Consider the following 13,270-nt stretch of genomic DNA (forward strand, 5'->3'; position numbering starts at 1 on the left):
CATCGCCATTTCAATTTAAAGCCGACATATTTAGTTGAAATATGTAAGTTATTTCTTGACAAAAATAGCAAAAGCCTTATAATTTCGTCGTAGCGAAGTTGATTTTGCAACGTTTTTGAGATCTATCGAATGATCTATCCAAGGAAGCTGTTTACAACATTTATTCGGGAGATTCAATCCCGCAGAATTACTGTCTTGACCGGAATGAGGCAGACCGGAAAAACAACGCTGATGCGTTATGTCTTCGACCGTATCGGCGAGAAGAATAAGATCTTTCTAGATCTGGAAAATCCCCTAAACCAAAAAGCTTTTGAAGAAAAGAATTTCGACAATATTCTGCACAATCTCAGGGCATTCGGATTTGATCCGAAAAGAAAAGGATTTGTTTTTCTGGATGAAATTCAAGCAATGCCTGTCATTTCGAGGGCGATCAAATATCTGCATGATCATTATCAGATCAAATTCTTTTTAACGGGGTCGAGCAGTTTTTATTTGAAAAATATTTTTCCGGAATCAATGGCGGGAAGAAAGATCATCTATGAGCTATTCCCCTTGGATTTTCAGGAATTCCTGGCATTCAAAGGGAATGAGAAGAAGTTTCTGGAAGATTTTTCCGGAAAGTCCAGGAATAAGAATCTGGTCTCCTGGGAGCTTCATAAAAAGCTTTATGATGAGTACCTGGAGTATGGAGGATTTCCGGGAGTCGTCATCGAAGAACAGAAGAAGAAAGAAGTCCTGGAGGATATCTTTAAATCTTTTTTTGAAAAGGATGTGAAAGCTCTTGCTGATTTTAAAGATATAAGCCGGCTGAGAGACCTCATCATTCTTTTGGCTAACAGAGCAGGTTCCAAGCTGGAAGTCAGCAAAGTAGCGAGTGAGATAGGAGTGTCCAGGGAAACCATCTATTCCTACCTGAGCTTTTTAGAAAAAACCTATTTCATTTTCTTAGTCGCCCCATTTTCAAGAAGCCTGAATGGAGAAGTGCGGGGCGCTAAAAAGGTCTATCTTTCCGATGTCGGGCTTCTGAACTATTTAGGGAAAATCTCAGAGGGAATGCTTCTTGAGAACGCCATCTTTCAAAATTTAAGAATCTATGGAAAAGTTAATTACTATGAAAAATATAGGGGGCCTGAAATTGATTTTATCCTGGACGGCCGAGTTGCTTTTGAAGTGAAACTGCATGGAGATACAAGAGATATTAAAAGGCTTCAAAAAACAGCAGAAAGCTTGAAGATAAAGGAATCTTATCTGATTACAAAAAGCTATCTGGAGCATCCGAAGGTGATATTGGCTTTAGATGTGTAATGGAAAAAGCTATATAATTTTCTACTTTTGGGATGATGCAGAATAGAAGGTCATGAGAAAAGGCGAGCGGATATTCAACAGAATAATAGAGTACGGAATCATTTTCCTCATCATCTTCACGCCCCTGGCTTTCGGGAGCGTCGAGGTCTGGGCGACCGAAGTGATGAAGATGACCATTTTCCTCATTGCCGCCGCCTGGCTTCTCAAGAAGATCTGGTTTGCTGAGAAAAAGGGATCACCACAGATGGCCGGGGAGGCTGGAACAAAGCAGTCCGATCAGGGAGAAGATTCGCAACGTCAAGAAGGAAGAGCAGTCTTATCGCAGGACAAAGGGGGAAATAGCTTCCATATGGGGAGAAGAAAGTGGACGCGGACAGGGCTGGAGATTCCCGCTTTAATATTCGTGGTTTTCATCCTGCTTCAACTCATCCCCTTGCCCCCCTCCTTGCTGAAAGTCGTCTCGCCCCACTCCTATCAACTCAACAAGATGACCCTCCCGGGATATGACACGCCGGAAGGAGTGGACTATAACAAGATGGATGAGTGGCTCCTCAAACAGGAGAAAGACCTGCCGGAGGAGTTGCGGGAGATCATTCTCAAGGAGGGCGCCGAGAGAAGGCATCCTGCCTTTAATATCAAAGGCTCGAACTTCAGGACTCTTTCGGTTTATTCCTATCTCACGAGAGAGCACTTGATCCTTCTGCTGGCTTATCTATCCATTTTCTTCATTATCATCGATCATTATAGAACCAGGGAGAAAGTCTATCGCCTTCTTCTCATCATCATCGTGTCAGGACTTCTCATTGCCTCTTTCGGGATTATCCAGAAGCTTACCTGGAATGGGAAGATCTACTGGCTCAGGAGCGCCGGAGAAGGAGTTTCGCCTTTCGGTCCTTTTGTAAACCGCGATCATTTTGCTGGATACATGGAGCTCATCGTTCCCTTGGCCTTCGGCCTCTTCTTTACCCTCATCTCAAGGAAGATCGAAACGGAAGAGGGAAAAGTGAAGTGGAAGATCGACATGGGGAGGGATGGCTGGAACATCACTGAAGTCGAAGAGTTTTCCATTCAAAAAGCTTTCACGCTGGGGTTTCTTCTTGCTATCACCATCGCTTCCATCTTCATGTCCCTGTCGCGGGGAGGTCTCGTTGCAACAAGCATCACTTTCATCCTGTTTGCTGCGCTCCTTTTCATCGGAAAGAGAAAGAGCATGATGGAGATAATTACAATGGCATCCGTGCTTGGGGTCTCCTTCATTGTACTCATCACGATCGGTCTGACTCCTGTGAAGGAGAGAATAGAAACTCTCACCGGTTTCTCCATCGAGTCGGCTTTCTTCAAAGGCAGGATGGCTGTATGGAAGCATACACTTGAGCTTATCAGAGATTTTCCCCTTTTTGGCAGCGGGCTGGGAACATTCCGTCAGGCCTTCCTGAGTTACTATCCAAGTGGCTCCGCCAGCGTCTGGAATCAGACTCATAATGATTACCTTCAACTTCTGTCCGAGGTGGGAATTGTTGGATTTTTGATTTTCCTTGTCGGACTGTTCCTCTTTTTCATAAAGTATTATCGGAAAGCCGTCTTTGAACGGAGCAATGCTGACCGGTACATCAACCTTGGCCTTGCCATGGCTATCTTCTCTATGGGTCTCCATTCCTTTGTGGACTTCAATCTTCAAATTCCCTCCAATGGATTTCTCTTCGTTGTCCTGATGGCGTTGCTTATTGCCAGCAAGCTCTGGACTCAAGAAAGAGCGGCGGATTCTATCATCACGAGCACTCTATGAAGCGAAGATTCATTGCAAGCATCATTGTCATAGCTATCTTAATGGTTTTTATCTATCACGGCGGAAGAAAGATTGCCTATGACCTGTTTCTGAACATCGGCATTAAACTTGAAGAGAAGGGAGAAATTTCAGGAGCAATCAACGCACTCGAACGAGCGGCGGCCTTCCTCCGTTCCCAGTCATCTATTTATGCAAGGATAGGAGATGTTGGCATCAGAGAGTACGATGCCATTTTGGTAAAGGGGAAAGATAGCCAACTCGGAAAGGAAGGTTCTCTGGATATCTCCGTCCGGAATTTCATGAAATCCTTGAGATATAATCCACAGAATCCCTGGGCCTGGTCGGGCCTCTCAGAATATTTTGAGAGGAAATCTTACCTGGTAGCTAAACCGGACGTCATCAATATAAGCAAGCTCCAATATGGTGATTTTGGAAAGCTCGATTATGAAGACTGGATGGCTATTTTCTCCGCAAAGAAGGCGTTGCAGTTGGAGCCAAACAATTACTTCTACCATGATCTGATCGGCTTTATTTACCAGGAGAACGAGTTAAGAGAAAGAGCAATGGGCGAGTATGAGAAATCTCTGGAGCTTCTGCCTGAAATTAGCAAGCACTTCTTTACTCCGGTAGGACTGATGCCAGACGATATGAGGGACGCCATCATCAGAGGCATGCGCAAAGCGTTAGAGACCAATGAAGCTATACCCTTGCAGATGATGCACGAGCACCTGGCTTATTTTTTGAAAAAGCATAAAAATTATGAAGAGGCGCGCCATCATTTTGAAAAAGCGCTTGAACTCTCGGATACAGAGATGCTCAGAGGGAATGACATGTTGGAGATTGGAACGATCGACTATTTTCTGAAGGATTATGACAAGGCTCTGGATGCCCTTCAGAAATCCGTTTTCTTCACCCCGCGGGAAGCACGTGCTTTCTTCTTCATGGGACAGATCCATAAAGAGAAGGGGAACGGAGAGAAAGCATTAGAAAACTTTAGAAAAGCGGTTCTCTTCAATCCCAAAGAGTATCAATTCGCTATCGTCTATGCAGAAGAATGTTTCCGGGCGGGCAATCCCGTTGAAGCAGAGCGCTATTTTCAGAAAGCCCTGAAACTGAATCCTGAGCGCTCGGAAGCCCACCTTGGCCTCATTGAGCTTTACAGAACATATGGATATCCTGAAAAAGCAGCTAAAGTTGCTGAAAAGCTTCAGGCCCTGGAAAAGGCTCATGAGTAATAATGTCTATTCGCGATGAGTGTGCTGCCAACAGAAAATCCCCTGACATTCTAAGAGATCACCAGTGATAGAAACAGGCCTTCAAAAACGACGCCTCATCATAAATGCCATTATGCAGATGACCCAGGTTATTGTTAATGGTTGCGTTCTTTTCATCCTCTATCGTTTTCTCATCCATGCGTTAGGTTTTGAGCAGCTAGGAATCTGGTCCATCGTTACCGCAACGACCTCCATCGCAAACGTTGCCAATCTGGGGCTCTTTGCAAGCAACGTCAAGTTTGTCGCAAAATATTTTGCGCGTGGAGAGGAGAAAATCATCCATCAAGTCATCCAGACATCCACAGTTTCCATCGGCGTATTCATCGGCCTCATTTTATTGATAGCATTTCCACTTGCCTATTGGCTCCTGGGCTTATTGGTTCCGACGGCGAACCTGGGGGATGCGCTTGCTATCCTTCCCTACACATTGCTCTCTCTCTGGATCGTTGCAGTTTCAAGTACATTTCAGGCTAGCCTCGATGGCTTTCAACGTTACGATCTGCGGAATGCCATCCTCATCATAAGCTCTCTCATCTATCTCTTCCTCTCGTTCATCATGGTTCCTATATACGGTCTGATGGGATTAGCTTATTCCCAGGTCATTCAGGCGTTCATTCTCATGGCCGGGAGCTGGTATTTGCTCAAAAGGAGACTTCCCCATCTTCCGATTATCTCTTACCACTGGGATCAGGGTATGTTCAAGGAGATGGTCGGGTACGGTATCAAGTTCCAGGCCTATCCCATCGGACACATGGTCTTCGAATTTACATCCAAAGCTCTGGTTACTAAGTTTGGCGGCCTCACCATGGTGGCTCTCTATGAAATGGCAGCCCGGATGCTCTGGCAACTCAGGACGCTTCTCGTTTCTGCCAATCAGGTCATCGTGCCATCCATCGCCAATTTGCAAGAGAAGAATCCGAACCTCATCCAGAAAGTTTATCGAGATACCTATCAGCTGATGCTTTTCATTGCGCTTCCGTTCTATTCCATGATCATGGCTCTTACACCACTGATCTCTTTGATATGGATCGGCCATTACGAAACTCTCTTCGTCCTATTCTCTCTCCTTCTGGCAATAGGCCTGTTCATCAACACCTTGAGTGTTCCAGCATACTTTTCTTATCTGGGCATCGGTGATCTCAAGTGGAATGTGCTGGGACATATTGCCATGGTGCTTCTGAACGCTATTCTGGGGATGAGCATCGGATACCTTTTTGGAGGAGCATGGGTGGTTGGTATGAGCGTTGTGGCTACAGTCGCGGGGAGTCTGATGATTGCCGTTTCATTCTTCTATCGGTATAAGCTCCCGTTTTCCGAGATCTTTCCCAGGGAGAATATCGGTCTGGCTGCAGCTTGTCTTCTCGCAATAGTCTCGTCTCTCTATATCCATCATCAATTTTATCCGCGCGTTGGGGCTATCGTCTTGCCGAGTATTGCTATTCTGGTATTTGCCGCGATCATCATCGTGCCTCTCTGGGGTCATCCGATGCGGAAGCGGATCATTGGGTGGATAAGCGGCGAACTCTGGAATAAAAAGGTTATCATCTCTGAGGAATAGAGAATATTCTCATGTTATTTCTGGACAGGGGAATCTTCTGCCAGTCCTCGCACTGGAAAAGGCGCTCCCTCACGCAGAGATTTTTCCACGGCAAAAGTTGTAAGGGTAGTTGAGATATACTCTTCCAGTGGGATGGGTTGAGTTTTTTTCTCTTTGATGGCTTCGATCAATACTTGGATTTCCTTGCGATGTCCCCGATCAACACTCAGCAAGTTCTTGAGGATTTTCTTTCTGCCGCCGGACATGTGTAAAGCCTTCTTGAAATTTTCGATAACACCAACGGAACCGCCACCAAAGATCTCGACTCTCTCTCTGGGGTATCTCTTGTCTCCGGATGCAACATAGAGAATAGAGGCTATAGAGCCATTGGCCATTTTTATAGAGATGGAGACGTTATCGCTTTCTTTATAACCCTGGCAGCGTAAGGTTTCAGCATATACAGTCGAAGCAACGGAATCAGTGAAATATTGAATGAGATCGATGAAATGGCAGACTTCACCTATGATCCTCCCCGCGCCATCCTCCGGATCATGGACCCAGTGATTGGCTGCGGCAAAACCGGCATTCACCGTGCAGTGAATGGACAGTGGTTCGTTTAGGTTCCGGAACTTCTCCTTGAGCCAGATGGAGAAGGGGGAGAATCTGCGATTGAAACCGACCATGACGATAGGCGCAGGCCCTCCGGAACTAATGGCGCGGTAAGCCGTGATGATTCCCTGGAGCTGTTCTTCATTGATGCAAAGCGGTTTTTCCGTAAAAACATTTTTACCCGCTTTCAGGGCTTCGGAAACGAAGTGGGCATGAGCACCATGTCGTGTCAGGACAAATATCAGATGGACCTCTTCATCCTTTAGAAGATCCTTGTAATCCGTTGTGAAATAGTCAAAATGGAATTTTTTAGCAGTGTGTTGCCCTTTGATGCCAGTAGCCTCAGCGATTCCTCTGAGATGAACATCTTTGAGAGATTTGAGATTCGGAAGGACCGTGCCTGTTGCAAAGAGACCGGCTCCTATCAATCCAACGTTGACAGAGGGTTTATATGGAGAAGAAGACGAAGCGATCTCTTTCCCGGCAGTTTTCTGAATAAAGGTGACCTTGAATCTATCCGGTAGAATTTCTTTTTGAGGATATTCAAGAACGACACCCATGAAAGGTTCTTTGCCTTTCAGAATAAGGTCGTAAGCCTCAAGAGCCCTGTCAATGGAAAAGCGATGGCTGAGGAGGGATCTAACAGAGACACCACCGCTGGCGATCTGGGCGATGAACTCCTCCATGTTCCGCTTTGCGGTCCAGCGGACATAAGAATAGGGATAATCCCTGTTCTTGTCGATGTATAAGGGATCGAAGACACCAGGCCCCCACGCCCGGGACACGACCAGCTCAAGCTCCTTTTCAAAAAAAACTTTCCTTGGAATGTCGAGCCCAACGAGCCCCGCTGCAATGATCCTGGCCCTCTCCCTGGCGATTTCGGAGGCAAGCTCCAGAGGTTCATTGCTTTCTGTGGCTGCCATGATGATGATGGAATCGAAACCCTGAGGAGCAAAATCCCGCGCAGCGCTGAAAATGTCTCCCTTGCCGGATACGAACCCTTTTTCAGCGCCGCTGGCGATGGATCTTTTCACTTTTTCTTCCGAAATGTCGATCGCGAAGACATGGCAGCCAGCCGATCGCAAGATCTGTACGGTGATCTGGCCGAGAAGACCAAGGCCTATGACGGCGACCCTATCTCCCAGAGAAGAATTGGCAAGGCGAACGGCCTGAAGCGCTATCCCGCCCAGGGCCACAAAGGATCCGCTTTCGAAATCGACATCATCCGGAAGCTTCACACAGAGGTTTTCGGGGATACAGACAATTTCCGCGTGAGAGGCGAATTCACTTCCGGCACAGGCTACCCGATCCCCCTTCGAAAAACCTTCCACCTCTGCTCCTGCTTCCAGAACAACTCCAGCGCTCGAGTAGCCTAGTGGAACCGGATTATCAAGCCTGGCCATCGCTGCCTTGTAAGTCTCCAGGATGCCTTCAATCTGAGCCATGGCGATCACCTTCTTGACGAGATCGGGTCTTGCCATCGCTTTCCCCAAGAGACTCTTCTTGGCCATTTCGAGAATGTTTTTCTCAGTTCCCACAGAGACTAGGGAAAAGAGATTCTGGATTAGCAAACATCCCTTCTTTAAAGCCGGTGGGGGAACATCCACCAGCTGGAGCTCTCCTGTTTTATAATTCTGGATAACCTGTTTCATTCGTTTTTCCAACCTCTTGCTTATTTCATAGCAGTTTGCACGGCACGGATGAAGGACTGCGCCCATTTTTCCGGTGTATGGTTTTCTATCATTAGCAAAGATTCACTTCCCATCCGTTCTCTTAATTTGGCATCTTCAGTCAGTTTTTTCAACGCATCGTATAACGCTTCTGAATTTCCTGCTGGAATGACGAAACCATTGACGCCATCCTGGACCAGGTCATAAGTGACACCAGCAGCATCCGTTGAGATGATGGGGATTCCAAAGGCCATCGCTTCATTGACGACCAATCCCCATGGTTCTGAAAGAGAAGGCAAAACGAATATATCCGCAGCAGTGTAATATTCAGGTAATTGTTCTTTCTGCACAAATCCTTCAAAGAAAACATTGTCTATCTTCTTGGCCTTGCAGTAAGCTTCGTATTTGTTTTTTTCGGGACCATCACCCAGCAGGACCAGTCCAATCTCTTTGTTTTGCTCCTGTAATCTTTTAAAAGCTTCCAGAAGAAAATCAATACCTTTCACAGGAACAAAACGGCCCGAGAAAAGAATCGTTATCTGGGGATATCCTTTATGCCTTTTGATTTCTTTCTTGCTTCCTCTTAGTCTGAGATATTGCTCATGAAAGTAATCATGCTCAGCAGGAAAAGGAGATATTACAATCTTATCTTGAGGAGCGCCCAGGTGCTGGAAATAGTTAGCGGCTGCACTCCCGGCCGGGGCAAAGGCATGGCAGTTTCTGAAAAAATATCTCTTCATTTTCTCCAAGAGAGGATTGTTGGTCCTTGCATCTCTTAGAGTGCTTTCTCCAAACAGTAGGATTTTGGATCTCCATAGATTTGCAAAGAATAGAGCGATCCAGTTAGCAGGTTGGTCCCATCCTCCAATAGCCAGCAAATCATATCTTTTTTTCAGCAGGTGGAACGGCAAGCCGGGGTTGATATGAATGGTTCTTTCATTTTTAAAATTGAAATGCAGTCCCTTTAAGATTTTATAGTTAAAAGCAATCTCTTCCCTGTACACAGTCCATTTTCTGTTCTTTTCTTTTTCTGCGAAGAAGAAGACGTCAAGCTCGATCAGATCGGATGCAGCAACGCTGTTAAAACAGGGGATCCTGTATGGAGAGATAATATTGGTCAGCAAGGCTACTTTCAGTTTCCTGCTAAGATCGCGGTTCTTTTCTCGATTGTTCATTCTCTTTCGCTCAACGCCCATTTATTAATCATCTCGATCAGTTTTTTCCGTGCCTTCCTTTCTTTCAGATTATCGATAATGATTTTTTGAATCTTTTCTTCCACTCCTTCGGGTGAAAGAGAAGTGTCAATAATAAAAGTATTGGGAAGGCGTCTGACGATTTCTTCGCAAATCTCCGATTGTCTTCTGATTTCTTCGATCGATTTCTCCTGCTTGCGGGAATGGATGACTTCCGGAGTATTTTTTAGATAGATGATAGCATCGGGTCTTGGAATTACTTTTGCTATAAAGAATAAAACCCATCGTGGACATTTGACGAAATCCTCGAATAACAGGTAATCATAGTAATACCGGTCGAAAATAACTATAGCAGCATTCGCTTTTTCTTTCCTTATCGTGTAATGCCCAAGGAAAAATTCCAACCCCAGATAAAGGACATAGATAGTGGCTTTCAATGCATTAAGGGGGATGATCTTTTCGTCTTTATCGATCCTGGCATCCAGTTGTATGAGATTCTCTCGTTTGATAAGGTAAGCCATTCTTTTTAGCCAGGAAACATAAAATCTCCTGTAAAAATATTCCTTTCTACGGAATAGCTTGTTGATAAAATCAGATTCAAGAAGAGCCTTTGCCGTTGTGGTTTTTCCAGAACCATCGGGACCGATAAAAACAGCAAACAATCCATGGCTTGGAAAGAGATAGGTTTTCAACCTTCCCGAATAATAGATGATCCATTGTTTCAGCTGGAAGAAGGGCCTATGCGTTATCGCTCTCCTGAAGAGCGCACGGTGGAGAATGTGAATATCTTTTTGGTATTCCTCCCATTTTTCTGCTTTCACCATGTCAAGGATCGTGTGAGCGGTTTTATTCCCAAAAGGCCTTTCCAGAGCTTTCAGGAATGTTTCTTGATCATTTTTCAGATGTGCGATGATATCAGGCTTCTGTTCTTCTTTAATCTTGCCCATCAAGGCCCCTCTGAATATCAGAGTAGCTGCGACTATGCCTGAAGGGGGGACATAAAATCCTTTTTCATGCCTGAAGAGCTTCTGTGAAAGATACTTTTCATCCAGATAGCTGATACCTCTCCTGTGAAGGAATGATGAAACATCAATGACACAAAGGCTTTTGCTTTGATCCCTTTGGATGAAATAATATTCTCCCATTTTATAATGCTTCATTCGCAACGCGCATGTCAGTAGTTCCCATCCCTGAAGTTCTGCAACCTGCAAGAGAATCCTGAAAAATCTTTTTATCTCATACTTCTCAATCCACAAATCCACATCACGAGGTAACTCCTCAGGCAGCTTTTCGAAATTCTTAAGAACGCAGTATGTGATTTTTTCATTCTCAAGATTCTGGAACAGTGAAGATAGAAAGGGGCAATGATCGTTCATGAATTACCGTAATAACTCGTCAAGAGCCGGTCCCATAGAAGAAAGAGCAAAATTCAGCTCTCCGTTCCTCTTAAATATTCGTTCTCTTTCCTTTAAGATTCTCTGGTACGTTATGTTTTTCAAGAGAATCCTCGCTTCTTCAAGAAAATGATCCCGGGAGATGATGAAGGGGCTTTTCCCGTAAATTCCCGGAACGCTCCCGGTAGGGGTTGTTACAACCGCGCACAAGGAGGCCATTGCTTCCAAAAGAAGCAAAGGGGTATCCAGTGTATTTACCAATCTTCGAAAGGGTTGAATGAAAATATCAGTTTCTCTGAGGAGGCTTATGACCTTCTTCTCTCCTTCAGGAGAGTATTTTTGAATATCTTCCTGTATATATTTCACTTCTTTCTGTCTCGAGAGCCACTGATGGATTTCAAAAGATCTTTTGTTCCTCGAATCATGGATGGCATGGATGATACAATCAAATCGTGGATCCCTTCGAAGATCTTTAAAAAGTTCGATGATCTCTTCAATATATTTATCAGGAGTGATCATCCCTAAAAAAGCCACTTTAATCTTTTCATTCTTTGACTTCTCCTCGGGTTTCAAGAAGTATTCATCAGGCACTGGTGGATAAAGGAAATAGGCTCTCTTTGACCATGTTTTTATCTTGCGATATTGTCTGGGTGATACACAGATGATCCGGCCATCATGAGATGACATCATGGCTTCCAATAGGATCAACTTCTGCTTGAAGATGGAATCCGACCAGTTCAGGATTATGGAGTGACATCTGGCTTTTGTGAGATAATGGATCCTCTTAGAAAAAAGGATATATCGAATGCGCTCCCGGCGATTCAGCCATATCTTGAAGATGTGATCGTATGATTGGAAGAGAGCGTCTGAACAATCTTCGAAGCTTTGAAAATATTTCAGCTTTAGATTTGGAAAGACCTCCATTTCCTTTGCTGATTCAGCGTTATAAATAAAATAATCAACGAAATGACCTCTGCTGGAAAGATAGAAGGCCAGTCTTCTCGTTAAAGATTCGAATCCACCTATCTTGAAGTAATCAGAAAAATTATTATGTCCCAGAAAAGCTATTTTCATTCTCTTTTAATATATCAAAGCCGAGCGTCTGTTTTTCAGTCAGCTTCTATAGAAACTCTCTTATTATAATATATGGCTCATCGGATATTTTAGGGCAGATAAAAATGCTCATTCAGAATCAGTTTACCACTTAACGAGCGGGGGCCTTATAAGTGTTAGGCAACTTATTTATGCACCTGCGCGAACGCAAAGATTGCTGGACGCATAAAGCCGGGAGCAAATCTCTGATGTATAGTGCCAAGCCAATAGGCCACTCTTGCAAACGAGAGATAAGACGGTTCTGCCTCGTAGCCGTACACTACATGCTCAAAACCGCACTTGCTTAGCATTGCCCTAATCTTTGGTATTGTGTTACATCTATAGAGCGTTGGAAACACATCAACTTCTTTTCGTTTATCTTGGACTTTCGACAAGACCAAGTCATGGTACTTATTCGGAATAAGCTTTCCAAGAAGCGAAATATAACTCCACGAGTTTGCAGTTCTAATGCATAAGTAGCCTTCATCTCTAAGTACTCTTCGGCATTGTGAGAAGAAGGAGTCTGGCCTCTCCAGGTGCTCCAACACACTGTCAGAAATGCACAAATCAGCGGAGTTATCCTCCAACGGCCATTCGCCACTCTGTAGAAGGTGAAATTCGTCAATCAAAGGGTTCTGTTCTGCAACAGGGTCAACATCAAGGCCGATGACTTTATGAACTTTGCCTTTGAGTATTGCAAGTTCCCGCCTTATAAGTATAGGGTCATCCCTACAAGCACCTCTACCGCACCCAAAATCAACCACTACAAACGAGGGTTTAAGCAAAGAATTTACTCGGATGTAAAAGGCTATCGTTCCGTCAATATCCGTAAAACCACCAAACCTGCTTTCTGGGTAATGGATATGCTTGAACATCATAGTATCTCCGTGTATATCAACTCGGTTGCTGCCTAACCTATCGCTAAGCTACAGGTAAGGCGGCGCTGCTATTGCCCTGCAAGAGTCGTGACGCCACGGCTGGCCGCTTTAGCGAATAGTTATCCAGCGCCTCTTTAGTATATAAATCATTAAACCTGATGTCTAAATCAACGCCGTGATCGGCAATAGGGGAAAAGAATCCAAAAGATAACAACCTTAAAATGTTATGACCATGTGGGCAATTTGCATTGATGGAAACATAAGGATGAGTTTCATATTCTAATCTTACTTCTTTCAAAGTGGATAAATTTTTCTCACTTAGGTATTGCGGAACCAATTCTTCTAACGAAGAAGGCCACTGTCCCTGAGAAAATTTATATTTGCATATTTTATTAGCTGTTTCTGAAATCTTATCAGAGCATTTATAGTATCCGATTTTGGATTGTAAGCATAACAATGAAATAACAAGCACATAAAAAGCAACAAGCAATATCAAGAATATTGATATTCTCTTAAGCATGAGAACACCCCT

The 13,270-nt window shown here is 44.4% G+C and carries 10 protein-coding genes; 4 read left to right on the forward strand and 6 right to left on the reverse strand.

Features of this window, described 5'->3' with window-relative positions:
• Positions 1-129 precede the first annotated feature (129 nt).
• From AB1756_06635 to AB1756_06650, 4 genes are all read left to right on the forward strand, one after another.
• Positions 130-1,305, forward strand: coding sequence for an ATP-binding protein (locus AB1756_06635; protein MEW5807004.1), 1,176 nt, complete (start codon positions 130-132; stop codon positions 1,303-1,305).
• Positions 1,306-1,357: 52 nt separating this feature from the next.
• Positions 1,358-3,091: an O-antigen ligase family protein gene (locus tag AB1756_06640; protein ID MEW5807005.1), complete on the forward strand. Its 1,734-nt coding sequence runs from the start codon at positions 1,358-1,360 to the stop codon at positions 3,089-3,091.
• Entirely contained in the window at positions 3,088-4,326 is a 1,239-nt protein-coding gene (locus AB1756_06645) for a tetratricopeptide repeat protein (GenBank protein MEW5807006.1), read from the forward strand. The genes AB1756_06640 and AB1756_06645 overlap by 4 nt, the downstream gene beginning before the upstream one ends.
• Positions 4,327-4,390: 64 nt before the next feature.
• Positions 4,391-5,923 (forward strand): oligosaccharide flippase family protein, encoded by a 1,533-nt coding sequence (locus tag AB1756_06650; protein ID MEW5807007.1) that lies wholly within the window; start codon positions 4,391-4,393, stop codon positions 5,921-5,923.
• Between the two features lie 14 nt (positions 5,924-5,937).
• Here the strand turns inward: AB1756_06650 and AB1756_06655 are convergent, their stop codons facing one another.
• The 6 genes from AB1756_06655 to AB1756_06680 form a co-directional block, all read right to left on the reverse strand.
• Positions 5,938-8,163 carry a bi-domain-containing oxidoreductase gene (locus AB1756_06655; GenBank protein MEW5807008.1) on the reverse strand — a complete coding sequence of 742 codons (2,226 nt, stop codon included), beginning with the start codon at positions 8,161-8,163 and terminating at the stop codon, positions 5,938-5,940.
• A 20-nt stretch (positions 8,164-8,183) separates the two neighbouring features.
• A complete protein-coding gene (locus AB1756_06660) occupies positions 8,184-9,185 on the reverse strand; it encodes a glycosyltransferase family 4 protein (GenBank protein ID MEW5807009.1) in 1,002 nt (333 codons plus the stop codon).
• Positions 9,186-9,352: 167 nt separating this feature from the next.
• Complete coding sequence (locus AB1756_06665; GenBank protein ID MEW5807010.1) at positions 9,353-10,321, reverse strand: AAA family ATPase; 969 nt, start codon at positions 10,319-10,321, stop codon at positions 9,353-9,355.
• Positions 10,322-10,753: 432 nt separating this feature from the next.
• Positions 10,754-11,842, reverse strand: a complete 1,089-nt coding sequence (locus tag AB1756_06670) for a glycosyltransferase (GenBank protein MEW5807011.1) — start codon at positions 11,840-11,842, stop codon at positions 10,754-10,756.
• A gap of 164 nt (positions 11,843-12,006) precedes the next feature.
• The gene (locus tag AB1756_06675; GenBank protein MEW5807012.1) at positions 12,007-12,738 is read right to left on the reverse strand and encodes a methyltransferase domain-containing protein; all 732 of its coding nucleotides are present in this window, start codon (positions 12,736-12,738) and stop codon (positions 12,007-12,009) included.
• 43 nt (positions 12,739-12,781) lie between these two features.
• On the reverse strand, positions 12,782-13,258 hold the full coding sequence (locus tag AB1756_06680; GenBank protein MEW5807013.1) for a hypothetical protein: 477 nt from the start codon (positions 13,256-13,258) through the stop codon (positions 12,782-12,784).
• Positions 13,259-13,270 lie beyond the last annotated feature (12 nt).

Source organism: Acidobacteriota bacterium (assembly GCA_040752675.1).
GTDB lineage: Bacteria > Acidobacteriota > Polarisedimenticolia > JBFMGF01 > JBFMGF01 > JBFMGF01.

Excerpts from the sequence above, each read along its gene's own strand:
- AB1756_06635 (MEW5807004.1), top strand. The coding sequence starts at position 130 with ATGATCTATCCAAGGAAGCTGTTTACAACATTTATTCGGGAGATTCAA.
- AB1756_06640 (MEW5807005.1), top strand. The coding sequence starts at position 1,358 with ATGAGAAAAGGCGAGCGGATATTCAACAGAATAATAGAGTACGGAATC.
- AB1756_06645 (MEW5807006.1), top strand. The coding sequence starts at position 3,088 with ATGAAGCGAAGATTCATTGCAAGCATCATTGTCATAGCTATCTTAATG.
- AB1756_06655 (MEW5807008.1), bottom strand. The coding sequence starts at position 8,163 with ATGAAACAGGTTATCCAGAATTATAAAACAGGAGAGCTCCAGCTGGTG.
- AB1756_06665 (MEW5807010.1), bottom strand. The coding sequence starts at position 10,321 with ATGGGCAAGATTAAAGAAGAACAGAAGCCTGATATCATCGCACATCTG.
- AB1756_06670 (MEW5807011.1), bottom strand. The coding sequence starts at position 11,842 with ATGAAAATAGCTTTTCTGGGACATAATAATTTTTCTGATTACTTCAAG.
- AB1756_06675 (MEW5807012.1), bottom strand. The coding sequence starts at position 12,738 with ATGATGTTCAAGCATATCCATTACCCAGAAAGCAGGTTTGGTGGTTTT.
- AB1756_06680 (MEW5807013.1), bottom strand. The coding sequence starts at position 13,258 with ATGCTTAAGAGAATATCAATATTCTTGATATTGCTTGTTGCTTTTTAT.